Origin of the sequence: Hoylesella timonensis S9-PR14 (assembly GCF_000762405.1) — a bacterium.
GTDB lineage: Bacteria > Bacteroidota > Bacteroidia > Bacteroidales > Bacteroidaceae > Prevotella > Prevotella timonensis_A.
In genome coordinates this window covers 1-19924 of sequence record NZ_JRPQ01000074.1, presented here as the reverse complement: position 1 = coordinate 19924, position 19924 = coordinate 1, and the positions used below count along the sequence as shown (strand labels likewise).

General features: G+C 42.5%; 11 protein-coding genes. 7 read left to right on the top strand and 4 right to left on the bottom strand.

The window, feature by feature from the left end; genetic code table 11:
• Nucleotides 1-634 precede the first annotated feature (634 nt).
• Together HMPREF9304_RS04905 and HMPREF9304_RS04900 are read right to left on the bottom strand one after the other, a co-directional pair.
• On the bottom strand, nt 635-2170 hold the full coding sequence (locus tag HMPREF9304_RS04905) for a hypothetical protein (protein ID WP_156104764.1): 1536 nt from the start codon (nt 2168-2170) through the stop codon (nt 635-637).
• Nucleotides 2171-2413: 243 nt separating this feature from the next.
• Complete coding sequence (locus tag HMPREF9304_RS04900; RefSeq protein WP_036926985.1) at nt 2414-4465, bottom strand: HD family phosphohydrolase; 2052 nt, start codon at nt 4463-4465, stop codon at nt 2414-2416.
• A gap of 277 nt (nt 4466-4742) precedes the next feature.
• Between HMPREF9304_RS04900 and gltX the strand changes: the two genes are divergently transcribed.
• From gltX to HMPREF9304_RS04875, 5 genes are all read left to right on the top strand, one after another.
• Nucleotides 4743-6281, top strand: coding sequence for a glutamate--tRNA ligase (gene gltX / locus HMPREF9304_RS04895; protein WP_036926983.1), 1539 nt, complete (start codon nt 4743-4745; stop codon nt 6279-6281).
• 5 nt (nt 6282-6286) lie between these two features.
• On the top strand, nt 6287-7531 hold the full coding sequence (locus HMPREF9304_RS04890) for a 3-deoxy-D-manno-octulosonic acid transferase (RefSeq protein WP_197061641.1): 1245 nt from the start codon (nt 6287-6289) through the stop codon (nt 7529-7531).
• Between the two features lie 144 nt (nt 7532-7675).
• Entirely contained in the window at nt 7676-11257 is a 3582-nt protein-coding gene (locus tag HMPREF9304_RS04885) for a glycosyl hydrolase 2 galactose-binding domain-containing protein (RefSeq protein WP_231564471.1), read from the top strand.
• Nucleotides 11258-11525: 268 nt separating this feature from the next.
• Entirely contained in the window at nt 11526-14552 is a 3027-nt protein-coding gene (locus HMPREF9304_RS04880) for a glycoside hydrolase family 95 protein (protein ID WP_052045912.1), read from the top strand.
• Between the two features lie 24 nt (nt 14553-14576).
• A complete protein-coding gene (locus HMPREF9304_RS04875; RefSeq protein WP_036926980.1) occupies nt 14577-15746 on the top strand; it encodes a M20 aminoacylase family protein in 1170 nt (389 codons plus the stop codon).
• Nucleotides 15747-15760: 14 nt separating this feature from the next.
• Here HMPREF9304_RS04875 and HMPREF9304_RS04870 read toward each other — a convergent pair whose 3' ends face one another.
• Both HMPREF9304_RS04870 and HMPREF9304_RS04865 read right to left on the bottom strand, forming a co-directional pair.
• Nucleotides 15761-15958: a hypothetical protein gene (locus tag HMPREF9304_RS04870; RefSeq protein ID WP_036926979.1), complete on the bottom strand. Its 198-nt coding sequence runs from the start codon at nt 15956-15958 to the stop codon at nt 15761-15763.
• Nucleotides 15959-16285: 327 nt separating this feature from the next.
• Nucleotides 16286-17374 carry a mannose-1-phosphate guanylyltransferase gene (locus HMPREF9304_RS04865; protein ID WP_036926977.1) on the bottom strand — a complete coding sequence of 363 codons (1089 nt, stop codon included), beginning with the start codon at nt 17372-17374 and terminating at the stop codon, nt 16286-16288.
• 494 nt (nt 17375-17868) lie between these two features.
• Here HMPREF9304_RS04865 and HMPREF9304_RS04860 point away from each other — a divergent pair, with 494 nt between their 5' ends.
• Entirely contained in the window at nt 17869-18237 is a 369-nt protein-coding gene (locus HMPREF9304_RS04860) for a BlaI/MecI/CopY family transcriptional regulator (RefSeq protein WP_036926988.1), read from the top strand.
• Nucleotides 18238-18303: 66 nt separating this feature from the next.
• Nucleotides 18304-19620 carry a M56 family metallopeptidase gene (locus tag HMPREF9304_RS04855; protein WP_036926976.1) on the top strand — a complete coding sequence of 439 codons (1317 nt, stop codon included), beginning with the start codon at nt 18304-18306 and terminating at the stop codon, nt 19618-19620.
• Nucleotides 19621-19924: the final 304 nt, after the last annotated feature.

Genomic DNA, 19924 nt, shown 5'->3' with positions numbered 1-19924 from the left:
ATTTTACCAAAAAACGGCCATCTAAAATCTTCAAAATAGAAAAAATCAATAGGCAAACGACCTGCAAAAATGGGCTGATTTTCACAAAATAAACACCTTTTTAAGCTGAAACATTGACTTTACGCTCTTGGAAACACTCTTTAGAGGTATTATTCACATACAGTAGCAGCGTTAAAGCATGCAAATTGTAGGCTTATCTCAATGCTTCAATCGCCAAAAAGTGGTAAAAACTCGAAAGAAAAGAGACGTTTTAAGTGTAATGCATTCAATAACAAAGAGTTATAAAAGTCTCTCATAACTTGCGTATTTGCGACCAACTTTGCCGTTGGATGTTTTCACGCGAGTTATGAGAGACACTTTGTAAAGAAAATTCAGCATTAATTTCCCTTTAATGTCACATGCTATCAGTTCTGCAAGTGCTTTCTTATGAAGGGACATTCTCTAAATTTCTAACTAATTGTTTGTCAGTGCGATATGTTCTTTCTTCCTTTACGTAAGGAATGAGTTGAAATTCTTTCATTTAGGATTGCCATAAGACACTCTGATTGCAAAGGTTTCTTAATAGTTTTATGAAAAAAGGGAAGTATTCGAAATGAGTACTTCCCTTGTCATAAAAAGTGGTATTTATAAGTGATTAAAAGTCTATATCTAAACCGACACCCAGAACTTTATTGGTACGTGTAAAATTATCGGTGTTATTTGCTACCATCTTTTTGTTTGTTGATTGTAATAAGGGTAAAGGTTCTGATGAAGATTTATCAAGTTGTTCATAGTTCGTCCAAAAATAAGCTACATTGAGACGTGCACGTTTCATGATGCGTACAGAACCACCAAAACCAAAAGAGTAGCTACTGGTAACAAAGCTCATATCTGAAAGGTAGCTTCCATCGCCCAAGCCATATTTGGTACGTTGCATGCCAGCACTAATCATAACATCTTTTGTTATATCCCATTCTGCGCCTGCCAAATATTCTTGAGTATTGCCACTTAGCTGTTCTTGTTTGTTGTTTGCCATGCGTGCGCTCTTGTCAAAAAAGTGATGATAAGCTATCATCGTACGCAGATTTGGAAGAACAGCATATTGTACGCCAATGGTCCAAAGGGCAGGAATGTCGTTGGGTGTGTTCACTCCATGTTTGAACATGCCAGTATCATCTCGTTTTGTATTATTTTGGATGTTGAGATAGGTATTGAACTCCATACGAGTACCTACATTCCATTTCTTGTAATTAAAGTTTAGTCCAATGATGGGAGTAACACCCCAGCCAGTTTGTGTGCAATCCAAGTATTTATCTTGCACTTTTTCTTTATAACTATCCATTGCTGATGCACCAGCATTCAGTTTTGCAGCAGTAGCTTCCAGTTTTGTTTTCTCGGCTCCAGCAGGCAGATTGGTAGCTTTCGAACTCAACATTGTTGCCTGCATTCTTAATTTTGTCGCTTGTTCTGAAAAATAGTTGTTAAGATTAACATCAGCTCCTCCTATGTTGGCGGTTATGTTAGTAATGTTTCCCTCGTACTTATTTAGGACATAATTGATACGCATACCAGCGTATGCGGATAGGTGTTTGTTCATTTTATAAGTGCTTCCTAACTGAACACCAAAGATGTATTGCTGACCACTTATATAACTATTCATGGAGTAGTGAGGTGTTTTGCTGGACAGTCCTGCCGAAGCTAATAATGCAGGGATAACAGATACTTGACGTTCAAAAGAGCCAAGTCCATCATTAAAGGTGGCTTTGCCCCCACCACCAAAGAGACCAAATGCCATCTGTATGCCCCATTTGTCGTAATTTAGTGCTGCTTGCAAAGAAGGGAGTATGGGTACGGCAGCTTTTCCTGTATATTCTTTAATTCCATTCTCGTTACCTCCATTGAGTTTGAAAGGTTGATAAAAAGGGGTCTTTTCCATTGAAGGAATTGTCATGCCGCTTTTTATAGTTCGCGACTGATATACATTTTGGGCATTGAATGATAAGTGCCACCCCTTACTTAAGAAGGCTACGCCTGCTGGGTTAGCGTAAACACCGTCAATACCAATGGCACCATCTCTCGCAAAATTTCTATTAAAAGCAATATTTTGGTTGGTGTTGGTAAGAAGACCACCAGCATTCACTGCTGTACAAATGGATAATAATCCTGAAATTACGTAAATTACTTTTTTCATTTTTTTTATTATAAATTTGATTGCAAAAGTATTTAACTTGTTCAGGATTTCCTTAAAAGTCCTCTATTCCTTAAAATATATTAACACAAATAAAGAGTTTTGTTGCACAAAATATTTGGTTTGTGCAACAAATTTGATTGTTAGGTGGTGTTTCATAAATATCAATGGAGTGAGATAACTACATCAATTAACTTCTCGTTGACATATGCGCCTACCCATTTGTACAAAGGAAACTTTTCTTTCTCACTTTTTTTCTTGAGGATAGGAAATACGAGTATGATATATAGCTTTTAATCTTTCTATGAGCACTTGTTTGGCTTGTAAAACGTCTCTAAAGGTAATAGGACAATCGACAAATGCCCCACGTGACAATTGTCCGTCAATAATTCGATTGGTAAGTTCGGTAATACTCTCTTCGGTGTATTCTGGCAACGACCGTGAAGCAGCCTCTACCGAGTCTGCCATCATGAGGATAGCCTGCTCACGCGTAAAGGGATCAGGACCCGGATAACTGAAAGGAGCGGGGTCTACCTCCTCATCAGGGTGATCATTCTTATATTGTATATAGAAATAACTTGCCGTACTGGTGCCATGGTGTGTCAAGATAAAATCTTTGATAAACGAAGGTAGGTTATTTTGTTCAGCGAGTTTTACCCCTTCAGTAACATGACTGATAATGATTCGTGCACTCTCTTTAGGCGACAACCCTATATGTGGGTTGGCTCCTACTTGGTTTTCAGTGAAATAAGCGGGATTGGTCATTTTGCCAATGTCATGATAGAGCGCTCCTGTACGAACCAACAAACTGTTGGCTTCGATTTTGTTAGCAATCTCTACAACTAAGTTTGCTACCGTGATGGAGTGTTGGAAAGTGCCTGGGGCTATTTCACTAAGGTTGCGTAAAATGCCTCTATTGGTGTTGGACAGCTCGAACAAGGTAACATTAGATGTGAAGCCGAACATTTTTTCAATGATGAACATCAAAGGATAAGCCAATAGTAGTAGTACGGCATTCACGACAAAGTGGTAATACATGTCTGCATCGAGCTTGTTGAGCGAACTGTTTTGCATGAGTTGTAGCGAAAAATAAACAGCGATATAAGACAGTCCAACCAAGATAGCTGTTTTGAATACCTGTGAGCGTTGTGTGAGTTCGCGCAGCGAATAGATAGCTACCATACCCGCAACAATTTGCATAATGATAAACTCATATTGATACTTCACTGCCGCTGCACAGATAAGCACGATAGTACAATGCGTAACGAATGCAGTTCTGGAATCCATGAACATGCGCACAAAGATGGCTGCAGTGGTTAATGGTAGGATGTATATGCTAAAAAGGTTGTGCCTAATCATTAACGATACGATGATAGGAAATATCGTCACAAGTACATAGAGCATGGTGATGCTGCTTGGCTTGTTAAAATAGTCTTTGCGGAAAAGAGAAAGATAAATCGTAAATAGCAGCACAAGTATGGTGACATAGAGCAATTGCCCGTAAAAAGTAGTCTTCATTTCATCTGCCGAAACGTTTCTACGTTGCATCTCCCGCTCAAAAGAATTGAGTACCCGATAGGTGTATTCGTTGACAATATCACCACGGTCAATAATCTTTTGTCCGCTAATCACCATTCCGCTGGCAATCGCTATTCCACTGAGAAGGTCGTTAAGTTCGGTCTCACTGCGCTCTTTGTCATAATCCATGTTGGGTTGGATATATTCGTTGAGGTTACAGCGTTGTAGTAGTTGTCGGTAAGGCATCAACTTTGCGTCGTTAAAGAGTTGCTCATAAGCCGAGAGTGTAGAGTTGATACAGTTAATTTGGAGACTTTGTACCTGTTTTCCGCTCACCACTCTCACCATGCTTGTGGAGTCTTTTCCAAAGCGATTGTACTCAGGTGTGTTGATAATACCCTGCTGATATAGGCGGTGGAGACGATCCAACAGAATGTTCAGGTACACTGTGGGCAGCCCTGGAATACCTACCTTAAAATCGTTCTTGAAGCGATCAATCTGTTGTTTCTCAACTTGTGTGCGATAGTTAAAGTAAGGTTGATAATATTGTAGCAAAGAATCTTTCTCCTCTTGAATGGCTTCATCCGTCTTGTAAACAGGAAAATCAAAACTTGCTATAAACGAGTTGTACATCCATGGCTTATCGATGTCATAATGAAATTGCTGACTTGCATTTCTTGGCAACAACCAAACGATGAGTGCCACGGTGATGAGAATTAAAGCACTACGGGTAAATAGGTTACGCCACTGTATGGATTCCTTAAAATTAAAGTTGCTCATGCTGATGCAAATTCTTTGGTTGGGTTGATAAAGTCACTTCTTCATGATAAGAATAGGCTTGTTATTTCCTTTAAGTTTCTATCTTTCATTGAAGTAAGAAAAAAATGTGATTACTATAATCATTATGCGAAAATACAAAAAAAATACGCTATAATGCAAAAAAAAGATTACTTTTGCAAAAAATAACGTGAATCAAAAAATAAGCAGGTAGACTTTACTTGTTAAAGTGCGGCTTGTTTTTACACATATTTATATATCTTATCTTCATTTATTAAGAATGGCAGAAAGAAAAGTACGTGTGCGCTTTGCACCAAGTCCTACGGGCCCTCTGCATATTGGCGGAGTGCGAACGGCATTGTATAATTATCTCTTCGCGCGTCAACATGGCGGCGATTTTGTGTTTAGAATCGAAGACACCGACACCAATCGGTTTGTGCCAGGAGCCGAAGCATATATCTTGGAATCCTTCAAATGGCTGGGTATTCAGTTTGATGAGGGCGTTAGTTTTGGGGGTGAGCATGGTCCTTACCGTCAGAGTGAGCGGAGAGACATCTATAAAAAGTATGTCAAGCAATTGTTAGAGGAAGGAAAGGCTTACATTGCCTTTGACACACCAGAAGAATTGGATGCAAAGAGAAAGGAAATAGATAATTTCCAATATGATGCTCATACAAGGACACAGATGCGCAACTCTTTGACGATGAGTAAGGAAGAGTGCGACCAACGGATTGCTGATGGTGAACAATTTGTGGTTCGCTTTAAGATAGAACCCGGAGTAGAAGTGCACGTGCAAGATATGATACGTGGCGAAGTGATTGTTAAAAGCGACATCCTTGATGATAAGGTGCTTTACAAGAGTGCCGATGAATTGCCAACTTATCATTTGGCAAACATTGTGGATGACCACCTGATGGAGATTACTCATGTCATTAGAGGCGAAGAATGGTTGCCCAGCGCACCGTTACACGTTTTGTTGTATCAAGCGTTTGGTTGGGCGGATACCATGCCCTTGTTTGCTCATCTGCCGTTACTCTTAAAGCCAGAAGGCAAAGGAAAGTTGTCGAAACGTGATGGTGATCGACTTGGTTTCCCTGTATTCCCTTTGGAATGGCACGACCCAAAGTCGGGAGAGGTATCGTCTGGCTATCGTGAAAGTGGTTATTTCCCCGAGGCAGTCATTAACTTCTTGGCGTTATTGGGCTGGAATCCAGGTACAGATCAAGAACTTTTCAGTCTTGATGAGTTGGTAGACGCCTTTGACATCACGCGATGTTCCAAGGCAGGTGCTAAGTTTGATTATCAAAAAGGTATCTGGTTCAATCACGAGTACATCTTATCGAAGAGCGATGACGAGATTGCTGAACTCTTTGCACCTATCGTTGCCAACAATGGGGTTGATGAATCGTTGGAACGCATCACACAGGTAGTACACATGATGAAAGACCGGGTCGACTTTGTGAAGGAATTGTGGCCCTTATGTTCGTTCTTCTTTGTGGCTCCGTTAGAATACGACCCCAAGACTGTTCGCAAACGTTGGAAAGACTATTCTGTTCAGCAAATGACTGAATTGGCTGCTTTGCTGGAAAGTTTAGACGACTTCTCGTTGAAGAATCAAGAAGAGAAAGTCATGAAATGGGTTGAAGACAAAGGATATAAATTGGGCGATGTCATGAACGCCTTTCGTTTAACATTGGTAGGAATAGGCAAAGGTCCTGGCATGTTTGACATCTCTGCGTTCCTCGGGAAGGAAGAGACGTTAAAACGGTTACATAAAGCCATTGAAGTTATTCCTACACTTCAATCAACTTCTGAATAAGGAAGGTGGATAGTAGAAAACCAATTTCCGTTGTTTACCAAGTAGCTATCTATATCTATTTACTTGGTGTTGCTGTAGCCAGTGCTTTCAGCAAAAAAGTGCGTACCATGTGGAAAGGTGAACATGAAGCGATTGGCATTCTGAAAAAGAATGTCAATCCCAATCATCAGTACATTTGGTTTCATGCCGCATCGTTGGGAGAATTTGAACAAGGTCGCCCTTTGATAGAACTTATACGGAGCGAATATCCCGAATACAAAATACTACTTACCTTTTTCTCGCCTTCGGGTTACGAGGTAAGAAAGAACTACGAGCATGCCGATATCGTGTGCTATCTGCCCGTAGACACCATTCGCAATGCCCGTAGGTTTTTGCGAGCGGTGCATCCTTGCATGGCTTTCTTCATTAAATATGAATTTTGGTACAACTATCTTCACATCCTCAAGCACCGCAATGTACCTGTGTATAGTGTGAGTAGTATCTTCCGAGAGCATCAAATTTTCTTCCGTTGGTATGGCAAAAGTTATGCAGGCGTCTTGAGATGTTTTACGCATTTCTTCGTTCAAAACGAAAAGAGCAAGCACTTGCTTCACACGATAGGGATAGACACAGTCGATGTCGTAGGCGATACTCGCTTTGATAGAGTGTTGCAAATCAAAGAGAAAGCTCAGCAACTTCCGATAGTTAAGGCTTTCAAAGCAGATAAAAAAGTGTTTGTTGCAGGCTCAAGTTGGGCGCCAGACGAGGATATTTTTATTCCTTTCATGAACGAATATAAGGATTGGAAAATGATCATCGCCCCCCATGTCATCAACGAAGAGCATTTGAAGCGTATCGAAGAAAAATGCAAGGGAAAGACAGTACGTTACACCGCAACAACACCCGAAGAAGCCGCACAAGCTCAATGCTTGTTAATCGACTGCTTTGGACTGCTATCGAGTGTTTATCATTATGGTGAAGTGGCATACGTTGGTGGTGGCTTTGGGGTAGGAATACACAACGTGTTAGAAGCCGCTGTATGGAAAATGCCCGTACTTTTTGGTCCTAATCATCAGCGTTTTCAAGAAGCGCAGGAACTGATTAAGGCGAAGGGAGGGTTCGAAATCACGGACTGTTCTTCGTTTGCACGTATGATGCAACAGCTCATGACGCAACAAGAGTACTTGCAATTGAGTGGCGAAGCGGCTGGCAGCTATGTGGAATCTAAGACAGGAGCTACCCATAAGATTTTGAAGCAAATAGATTTGTAAATCTATCTACCTTTGCAAAAAGGATACTCTTCGATATTAAATAAAACAATATAGTGTAAAAGGTTAACTTATTTTCTTGAGTTAACCTTTTGTGTTCTTGTACATTATGCTTATTTTTGTCAAACAATCAACAATCAATTTTCAATGACATACGATATGATACGGCATTCAAGGTATTTTTATGGCTTTTTGGTAACGATGACTTTTTGGGTACAATTTGCTTTTGCACAAACCTATACTCGTGGCATTGGCATTTATCCGGGGCGTGTGCAAGAGGCTTATGTGCCTACGTTAGTGCAGGACAACACGTACCGCAACATTGCTTTGCATCGTAAGGCGTACCATTCTTCGAGCTATGATTACAATCTCACGGCACAACTCATTACCGATGGCATTATCACTCGTGCGATGCCTCCTCGTCTCACAGTTACAACCAATCAAGGCATTTTACCCCTTAGAGAACGTGAATGGGCTATCGACCGAGGCGAATATACGCGAAATATCCTACTGGGAAGTAAGGCTTTCATTCAATACCAGTGGGACAACATGCATGTTATTGCCAACGAAATAAGCATTGTTGCTCGCGTGGCTTACCACGAACAACAAGCTACGAGCGGTTATAAGATTAGATTGTTGGCTTGTGATGAGAGGGGAAAATGGCAGGTCGTGGCGCAGCAAGCAGCCGACTCGTTGCCTGGTATAGCGTCCAGATACAAGGCGCATAGCGACCCTAACAAGGTAACTGACACCGAACTGCTGCCTACACGCAATTTGAAAATGGCATTCAGACTAAATGGCAAAGTGCCCCGTCTATACGGTTTGCGCTTGGAGCTCCAAATGGCAGGTGCTGCACATTGGACGCTGACCCAACTTAACTTCGCCCAAAACGGCACCCCCGTCACCGATGTGTTGCCTTCTGCAGCTTTTCGTAGTGCTTGGATGAGTGCTACTTCGAGCGATGAATGGGTAAAAGTGGATTTAGGAACGCAAGCCTCTTTCGACAAAATAAAGTTGCATTGGCTCAACAAAGCCATACGAGGCGAGGTGCTGGTATCAAAAGATGATGAGCATTGGGAGCACATTGCCAATCTTCAGCAACGAACACAAAGACAAGAAACTATTGCTTGCAAAGCCACGGCACGCTATGTAAAAGTGAAAATGACAGCATCGAAGAATGGCAAACCGTTTGTGTTGAGCGAAATAGAGGTGATGGGTAGAGGCGGACTTACTGCCAAACCTTATCCCGAAAGTACTTACCAAGACAATAGATGGAGCCTGAATGGCGGAAACTGGCGGTTACAACGAGTTTCAGAAGTACATGCTGTGGGAGAACAAATAGCAAGTCTAAACTTCGATGATAGTGGTTGGATAACCGCTACAGTACCTGCTACTGTGCTGTCAAGTTATGTCAATATAGGAGCTGTACCTCATCCCAATAAGGACAACCAGTTGTTTATGGCATCTGAATCGTTCTTCAATTCCAACTTTTGGTATCGTCGTACTTTCGTCTTGCCGAAAGAGATGGTAGGGCAAGCTGTATTTCTTCATTTTGATGGTATTAACTGGAAAGCTAACATCTATCTGAATGGAAAGCGCATCAATTGCATAGAAGGGGCATTCATACGCAGTAAAACAGAGATTACCCACCTACTGAGAGAGGGCAAAAATGTGTTGGCTGTAGAGATTATCAAGACCCAACATCCTGGTGCAGTGAAGGAGAAAAACCAGTTCAACACCGATTTTAATGGTGGTATCTTGGGAGCGGACAACCCTACTTTTCATGCCACAATTGGGTGGGATTGGATTTCCACAGTCCGTGGACGTAATATTGGGATATGGAATCATGTGTATTTAACTGCAGAAGGAAGTGTTACATTAAGTGATGCCGTGGTCACCACTCGTCTTCATTTGCCTGATACGTTGGCAACAGTGACGCCCTCTGTCCGCCTTACCAACAACCAGCAACACCCCATTCATGGAGTACTAAAAGGGTGGATAGGGACGGTCAAGTTTCAAAAGCCAGTCACCATTCCTGCCTCAACCACCATAGAAGCCACTTTCTTACCAACGGATTATGCGCAACTGCAGCGACAATGTTTCCGTTTGTGGTGGCCTAATGGTTACGGAGAGCCATATCTTTACGATGCGGGCTACACCTTCGAAGCCCACGGCGGAGACTCTCAACCATTACATTATAAGGCTGGTATTCGCCAAATGAGCTATAAAGACGCAGACACACGTCTTACCTTATATATTAATGGGAAACGATTTGTTCCTCTTGGAGGTAACTGGGGCTTCAGCGAGAGCAACCTTAACTATAGGGCACGCGAATACGATGCGGCTGTAAAATACCATCGCAACATGAATTGCAATATGATACGCAATTGGGTAGGACAAACAGGCAATGATGAGTTTTACGAGGCTTGCGACCGCTACGGCATCATGGTATGGAAAGATTTCTGGTTGGCAAACCCCTCTGACGGTCCCGATCCACAGGATGAGCGTATGTTCTTAAACAATGCGAAGGACGATGTTTATCGCATTCGCAATCACCCCTGCATTGCCTTGTACTGTGGACGAAACGAGGGATTTCCACCCAAGACGCTCGATACAGCTCTTCGCCAAATCGTAAATACCATGCACCCGGACATGTTATATATCTCCAGTTCGGCGGATGAGGGTGTCAGTGGGCACGGTCCTTATTGGGCTTTGCCTGAAAAAGAATATTTTGAAAAGCAAACAGGCAAGTTGCACACGGAGCGTGGAATGCCCAACGTGATGAACTACGAGAATCTTTGCCGCACGCTTTCTCCTCATCATCTGTGGCCTCAAAACGATGCCTGGGGCAAGCACGACTATACATTGGAGGGTGCGCAGCGTGGTGCATCGTTTAATGGAATTATTGAAAAGGCTTTTGGTGTGATTGGAGACGTACATCAGTTTACCAAACTTGCGCAATGGGTGAACTATAATGGCTATCGTGCCATGTTCGAATCGGGTAGCAAGCACCGCTTAGGACTGCTCATTTGGATGAGTCATCCTTGTTGGCCCAGCATGACATGGCAGACCTACGATTATTACCTCGAACCGACAGCTGCTTACTTTGGCGTGAAAAAAGCATGCGAACCATTGCACATACAATGGAATGCAAGTACTCGAAAAATGGAGGTTGTCAATCTTCATAAAATGGTGAAGGACAGCTTGACAGCGCACTGTGAGGTGCTGGACATGTGGGGAAAATCTATCGTGAAGTATCAACAGCGGATAGAAACCAAGCCCGATACAACCGTAGAGTGCATGGCTATCGATGCGCCTGCTATCCGTGGTACAGTCTATTTCTTGAAGATGTCGCTATTAGATACACAAAACAGGGTGTTATCTGACAATTTTTATGTTTGCTCTACCGATGAGGGCAACTTCCAAGCCTTGCACTCTTTGCCCGCTGTTAAGCCTGCTGTGACATTTGTCAAGGATAAAAATAAGGTGAAGGTAAAACTGTACAATCCCACTGATACGCCTGCCATGCTCATTCGTTTGCAATTAAAAGGTAGCGATGGCGAACAGATTTTGCCAGTCGACTATACCGACAACTATTTTCATTTGATGCCACATGAACGCAAAGCAGTTGCCATTGCATGGGAAGAAGAAGATGCGCGAGGAGTTGATGTGCAGTTGCAACTGGAGGGAATGAACGTGCCAACTGCGCATATCCCATTCGTGAGATGAGGATATTTGCAGGTTCTGCGAATTCTGTGAAACAACGTCCACTGTGTAAAACGTGTATTCTTAATATCAAAACTGCTTAACATAAAGGGAAGGGAGCATTCAAACCATGCTACTGAAATCATGGCTGCTCACCTTCCTCTTTTTGAAGAAATAGCTAAAGTTCCGCCTTATCAAAAAGAAAGGATTTTGTTTTTATGTGCACGATTGAGCGTAAAAATCCTATTTTTTGTATATCTTTGTATCATTCTTTACAAATACTACAACCTATATGACAAAGATTTTTACAACACTAACAGCATTGCTTGTTAGCATGCTTGCCTTTGCACAACCCTCCATGCCAACCATTAGTACCAGTGGCAACGAAGTGTACTATTACATTCAGATGCAACGGGGGCAAGCCGTCATCACCTCTATGGGTAATGGCAGTAAGGTGCAAACCGCTACTCCTGTGGCAAACATGAAGAAACAACAAACGTGGAAAGTAATAAAGAAAGGCGATAACTATAACATTGTTAACGCAGCAGGACAAACGCTGTATTATAATACTTCGCTCAAATTCTTTTGTGCCGGCACGCAGCCCAATGGTGTCAAGGATCTGAAAATACTGAAAACTACCAACACAGAATATCAAGGCTTCGAGATTTCCACTACAGGAAGCGGACAAACTTTCCTGAATCAATGGGGAGGAGCTGGTGTTGGTCGCAAGTTGGGCTTATGGTTTCAAGGCGATTCGAACAACCCTCTGCAATTTGTCGCTATCAACGACATGGTTATCAATGATGCCAAGCCTACTCCCATCAACGAAGTGTCCCTAACGGGGGCTACGACATGGAAGCCTACCAGCAAACACACGCTGTGGTACACAGAGCCTGCCACCGTATGGATGACTTCCACTTTACCGATTGGTAACGGACAGTTTGGCGGCTGTGTCATGGGAGGCGTGAAGAGAGATGAAGTGCAATTCAACGACAAGACATTGTGGAAAGGTCATGTAGGAGCAGTTGTGGGCAATCCTAACTATGGCTCATACCTGAACTTTGGAAATCTATATATCACGTCAACAGACAGCCGTCTCAACGCAGCGACCAATTATCGTCGTTGGTTGGATATTGACCATGCAAAGGCAGGAGTGGCATACACTGCCAATGGTGTTGATTACCAAAGAGAGTACATTTGTTCGTACCCCGACAAGGTGATAGCCATACATTACAAAGCCAGCGAGAAGGGAAAGATTAGTAACAACATCATCCTGTTCAACCAAAACGGAAAAACGCCTACCTATAACATGAATGGCACCACTGGCGTTATCACCTTCCAAGGCGAAGTGCCACGTACGGGCACGCCCAAAGGCGAATCCTACTATTGCAAGGCATACGTTACAGCAAAGGGTGGAACGATTGCCGTCAACAAAGATGGTGGTATCGACGTGAAAAATGCTGACGAGATGTTTATCTATCTCTATGGCACTACTAATTTTGACGCATCCAATGACGAATATATCTCTGATGCAGCTTTGCTTCCTTCGCATGTCACAGGCGTTGTAGACGCAGCTTTGAGCAAAGGCTATGCGGCGATATGTGATGCGCATGTAGAAGACTATAAGGCTTTGTATAACCGTTGCGAACTCAACATCACGAAGGCGATGCCAAGCGTAACGACACGACAGCTCATTGACAACTTTGCCATAAGTCCGGCAGACAATTTGCTGTTAGAGGAAATTTATTTCTGCTACGGTCGATATCTGATGATTAGCAGCAGCCGAGGCGTTGACTTGCCAAGCAATTTGCAAGGTATCTGGAACAACGTCAACAATCCTGCGTGGAACAGTGACATTCACTCAAATATCAATGTACAGATGAATTACTGGCCTGCTGAAATCACCAATCTCAGTGAGTTGCATCTTCCTTTCTTGAAGTACATACACCGCGAGGCTTGCGAGCGTCCGCAATGGCGAGCTAATGCGCAACAGATTGCAGGACAAACAGTAGGTTGGACGCTGACAACTGAAAACAACATCTATGGGTCGGGCTCCAATTGGATGCAAAATTATACCATTGCTAACGCTTGGTACTGCATGCACTTGTGGCAGCACTACCGTTTCACATTGGACAAAGAGTATCTGAAAAACATTGCTTATCCAGCCATGCGCTCATGCGCTGAATATTGGTTGCAACGATTGGTGAAAGCTTCTGACGGCACTTACGAGTGTCCTAAAGAGTTTTCACCCGAGCATGGTCCTGGAAGCGAAAATGCTACTGCACACTCACAACAATTGGTTTGGGACTTGTTCAACAATACCTTACAGGCGATAGCAGAGTTGGGTATTCACGAGGATGCCACCTTCCTCAACGACCTGAACAACAAGTTCAAGAAATTAGATACAGGTTTGGCGATAGAAAATGTGAATGGGAAGCCACTCTTGCGCGAATGGAAGTACACATCGCAGGCTAATGTTCCTACCTATAATTCGCATCGACACATGTCGCATCTCATGGGACTGTACCCAGGCAACCAAATTGGACGAGATATTGACGCCAACATCTATGAAGCTGCTCTCAACTCGCTCAACACGAGAGGGTATGCAGGTACGGGTTGGTCTATGGGGTGGAAAGTGAACCTACATGCCAGAGCGCGCAACGGCAAGGTGTGCCAAAAACTACTGAGGACAGCATTGCATTTCCAAGACAACACTGGCAACAGTGAAGGAGGAGGCGTGTACGAAAACCTGTGGGATGCTCACACACCTTATCAGATTGACGGAAACTTTGGCGCATGTGCAGGCATGGCGGAGATGCTCTTGCAGAGTCATCTTGGAAAACTTGATATCCTACCAGCGTTGCCATCGATGTGGAAAAACGGAAGTGTAAAGGGACTTTGCGCCGTAGACAACTTTGAAGTGTCCATTGGGTGGAAGAACAACAAGGCGGTGTCCATTGACATTGTATCCAAAGCTGGCAAGAAAGCTACCGTGAAATACCCTAAGATTGCCACTGGCTTCACTCTGACTGATGGACAGGGCAACAAGGTAAACGCAACCAAGGTAAGCGATGATGAAATTACATTCAATACCTCCAAGGGTGCGACCTATCGCCTGACGACGACAGACCCCACAGGTATTGATAAAACTGTAGCAAAACGTGGAGGAAAGGGGCAACGCATCGTAGCAACGCATTATTATCTTCCAAATGGAACGCAGATTACTTCCCCTTCCAAAAACGGACTCTATATCGCCAGTCAGCAGTACGAAAATGGCAAGAAAGAAACATTTAAGTTCGTTATCGATCGCAGCGAGTAATCGTCTTCCAAAGATATGACTAAAATGAACGTAAAACCAATGAAAGAATTGGCTGCTATGTTGCCACTGATGAAACAGTGGATGGAAGCCATGCACCAAGAGCCTGAGCTATCTACCCAAGAGGTAAATACCGGCAAGTATGTTGCCGACCTGCTAAAGAATATGGGCTACGAGGTTCATGAGCATGTAGGAAAACATGGCATTGAGGGTGTGGTAGGTGTCCTAAGTCATGGCGATGGAAAGAAGAAAATAGGCATTAGAGCCGACATGGATGCTCTCCCTATTCAAGAGATCAACAACCTACCTTATAAAAGTAGGCACGACGGTATTTCTCATCTCTGCGGACACGACGGTCACAGTGCCATGGCACTTGGGGCAGCTAAGTATCTGGCAGACACAAAGCACTTCAATGGTACCGTTTACTTCTATTTTCAGCCTGCCGAAGAGACCATGCAGGGCGGTCCTTCAATGATAGATGATGGACTTTTCAAGAAGTTTAATGCCGATAGAATATATGCCATACATAACATACCTGGGCTACCAAAGGGTGTACTGCATTTCCATGATGGAGAAACAATGTCGGCGGTAGATAATTGGGAGATACGCTTAATGGGGCGTGGTGGGCATGGTTCTATGCCCGAGCTAAGCATTGACCCTGTCGTTGCGGGTGCTTCTTTGGTGATGGCACTACAGACAATTGTAGCACGCAACCTCTCTCCTTGGAATAATGGCGTGGTCACCATCGGCTCATTCCAAGCTGGGAATGCAGGAAACGTTATTCCAGACGAAGCTGTACTCAAGTTGTCTATGCGCAACATGCAGCCCGATGGACGTCAGCTGGTGTTGCAACGTATTCGTGAGATCACTGCTGCTCAAGCAGAATGCTTTGGTTGCAAGTATGAAATTAAAGAGGGACAACCCGGAGCAGTACTTGTCAATTCGCACGAAGAAACAGCTTTTGCTGCCGAAGTGGCACGCAAATACTTTGGAGAGGAAAATGTAGTGTACCCTTGCAAGCCGTTGATGAGCAGTGAAGACTTTGCCTTTATGTTGCAAGAACGACCAGGAAGTTACATCATGTTAGGTAATGGTGAAACGCCTATGGTACACAATCCTAAGTACATCTTCGATCAGGAAATCCTTCCCATAGGTGCCTCACTGTGGGTCGCCTTGTGTGAAGAATATCTAAAGTAGGAGATTGTAGGGTTTCAAAAGAACAGTTCTCTTTCGGGAAGCCAAACATTTTTGTCTATTGAACGACTGCTGCGGTGCATATTTTTGTAGCGAGTAAAAGGGCGAAAATGTCCTATTTTTTCAAAATTTGGCATTTGCGAAATAGAAAAAATAATGATGTTTGAAAGCGGTAAATAACCCTTCAAATGCGTTGTTTTTTCACCTTTTTCCAATAACTCATTGGGTTAATGTGCTTTGAAACATGGGATAACAGTGCAATATCATGCATCTAAGGAGACTAAGTACATGCTTTAGCGAGGTTAAAGTAATGAGTTAATAAAAGGGACATAGTGCATCAATCGCGTAACGCACTGACAATAAGAGTTTTATATTTTTAGCGTATTTGCGACCAACTAATGAGTTGGTTGCAAATACGCTCGTATTTTGAACCCATGTCAATATTTTTCATAAAAAATAAAGCATCTCAGTCCCTCTATTTATGCACACTTCTGACATGGTGAGCAGACAGATTTACAACGCCTACTTGTTGCGCAAAGTCATCAAATGTACTCGTTGCCTTTCTTGATTTGCACCTCATTAATGTACTTCCGCAGCAATGCCGAGGAATCTTCTTTCTTGCAAATGAGCAGTACATTGTCGTGTTCGGCAATGATGTAGCCGTCTAAACCGTTAATGATGCCTAACTTACCCTTCGACAGTTTGATGACATTGTTCTGACAGGCTTCAAGCATCACATTGCTATCAATAATGACATTGTCCGATTCGCTTTTCTGCATGGATTCGTAGATACTGTGCCACGTACCAATATCTGCCCACCCAAATGAGCATTTCATCACGTACACATCTTCCGATTTCTCCAAAACACCATAATCTACGGATAAGTTGGAGTAGAGTGGATAGTTTTTATGAATAAACTTGTTTTCCTCTTCAATGGTCCATTGTGGATTCATCTGATCAAGATTTCCCAACACAAAGGGGAGCAAACGGTCTAAGCATGCCGACAAAAATTTAATGTTCGACATGAACATACCCGTATTCCAATAAAACTCACCACTTTCTACAAACATTTTGGCAAACTCTCTTTCAGGCTTTTCTGTGAACGACTGCACTTTATGCACATTGTTTCCAGCAGATTCACCTAATTGTATATAGCCATATCCTGGTTCGGGGCGAGTGGGCTTGATGCCCAAGGTGAGAAGTCCTGCCTGCTGTTCTACAAACTCAAACCCTTTCAGAACATCATCCACAAAAGCCTCTTCGTTTTGTATCACTTGGTCAGACGGCACTACTAATAAGTTGGCATTTTCATTATATCGCATGATGCGATGTGCAGCCCATGCTACACTGGGCGCCGTATTTCGATGAATAGGCTCCGCCAAGATTTGCTCTTCAGTCAAGTCGGGTAGCTGTTCTCGTATCCACGGCAAATAAGCTTGATTGGTACAAACAAAGATATGATCTGTGGGAACTATCTTCAATTGGCGGTCGTAGGCTTGTTGAAGCAGCGTGCGACCCGTACCGAAAAAGTCGATAAATTGTTTAGGCTTTTTCTCTCTGCTGCAGGGCCAAAGGCGTTTTCCCTTTCCTCCGGCAAGAATGACGCAATAGTTGTTATCTGACATTTTCATGCGCAATATTTTGTGTTTTGTTTTCGAAGTTACTTAAATATTTTTTACGAACCAAGTATTTTAGTATTATTTAGTCCAATTTTTGAATATTCAAAAATTCATACTCCACAATTTCTTCTCAAGCGCATCACACGCTTGAGGATGAAAGGAATAAGGCTTGAAGAAGAATGGACAAAGATTCCTATAACGAATCGTATGGATAAGTATTTTTTATACTCTCTTATACTTGTCTATACGAAACGTTATAGAATCTTTTTTTGATATATTCAATCAGCCCAATAGTACCCCTAACGAGTACTATTTTATGTGTTAATGTGTATTACGAGATATTCGTAATAACGTCACAAACAATTACTTTTGCAAAATATTTATGATTTATTAACCAATAAATGCTTGCAGTTGTTACGAAAAGTTCGTAGATTTGCGAATGATAAGCAATCTATGGACTGACATCAGACAGTTGCTTACTGTTTAAGTTGATAATACGCAAGATGATGAATATGGAAAAATTGACAGTACAAGAAGAAGAGGTCATGCAACGGATATGGCAATTAGGAAGTTGTACGGTAAAGCAAATATTGGGTGAACTGAGCACGCCTCCACCGCCATACACCACTGTTGCTTCGGTGGTGAACAACCTCAAGCGCAAAGACTTTGTAAATCAAGAGCAACGAGGGAACACCTACGTTTACTCTCCTGCTATTCCAGAAGAGAAGTACAAACAGCACTGTATGTCGCGTTTTGTTCGTGACTACTTTAGTAACTCGTTCAAGGACATGGTGTCTTTCTTTGCAAAAGAAGAGAAACTGTCTTCTGAAGACTTGCAAGACATCATTGATCAAATTGAGAAGGGTAACGAATAAACTCCTTTCCTTATCGCTGGTTAGAAAATAATAGATTTGAACACGCACACTTAAGAAATACAGATTATGCTTATCTATCTTGTCAAAGTAAACATAGCCCTCATACTGTTGTATGGCTTTTATCAGATGTTTTGTGCCAAAGACACGTTCTTTGGTTGGAGAAGAGGTCTTTTGTTAGGCATTTATGCCATCGCCTTCTTGGTTCCATTGATGCCAACAATCAATTGGCTCATGACCGCTGAAACCTCTCAAGGAATGGCAATAACGTACCGACAAGTAGTGCTTCCTGAACTCACTGTCGGAGCAGAGAATGCCAAGCAGACTTGGATGAACGTGGCGCAATGGATATATATAGGTGGGGTAGCAGTACTCTTGCTTCGGATGTTGGTGCAAGTAGGCATGATTGTGGCCATGATTATCCGCACCAAAATGCGCGAGATAGACGGTTGTAAGGTACATATCATCAAGGGCAAAGGCAGTCCGTTCTCCTTTTTCCAATGGATCTTTGTAAACCCCGATGCACAAACGCTTGTTCAACTACACGAGATATTGGTGCACGAGCAGACACATGCCAGACAATGGCATTCGATAGATGTCATTTGTTCCGAACTCTTTACCATCGTATGTTGGATGAATCCTTTTGCATGGTTGTTGAGACGAGAGGTGAGAATGAACATAGAATATTTGGCAGATCATCGAGTGGTGGCAAATGGAATCAACTCTAAAACCTACCAATACCACCTCTTAGGATTGTCGTATCAAAAGAATGTAGCTACAATTTCAAATAACTTCAATGTTTTACCATTAAAAAAAAGAATCAAGATGATGAACAAACGCAGAACAAAACCCGTAGGAAAGGTCAAATACTTGTTTTTCCTTCCGCTCGTAGCCGCACTCCTCGCCGCGAGCAACATAGAGAGTATCGCACGCTCTATCAGTGAACAACCCACTATTGTGAAGAAAGATGCCGTAAAAGTTTTGCGGCAAACACAACCACAAAAACCCAAAAAGAAACGGACACCAGTCAAAACACAGAAGAAAGGTGGCACCGTAAAAGATGATGACGATAAAGTATATGCAATATCATCAGTGATGCCTCAGTACGAAGGGGGCATACCGGCTTTAATGAACTTTTTGGCAACAAACATGAAATATCCCGAAGAGGCGCAGAATAAGAAAATAGAAGGGCGCGTCATCGTGAATTTTGTTGTAGAAAAAGATGGATCATTATCAGATTTTAAGGTTGTCAGATCTATTGACCCATTATTAGATGCAGAAGCTCTCAGAGTGGCAAAGTTGCAAAAGAAATGGAAGCCTGGATATGAAAATGGCAAGCCCGTACGGGTTCAATACAATCTTCCCATCACTTTTAAGCTGAAATAAACTTGTCGATCAATGAAGCGAATGTGAATAAGTACGCGGCTCTTTCATAGAAGAGAAAGGTTGTTAATGATGAAAACAATCGTTGTTCTATTGTTTCAAGAACAATTCTAATGAATGAAATGAATCGCACTGCTTGTTTTCATTCGCTTCATTATGCGTCATTTGTTATCACAACAATGCCACTTTTGTGAAGGTGCAGCGTCGTTTTTTTTATCTCATTTTTGGCAAAAGAATTTATTGTTTCTGTCTTATTATTTTACCAAAAAACGACCATCTAAAATCTTCAAAATAGAAAAAATCAATA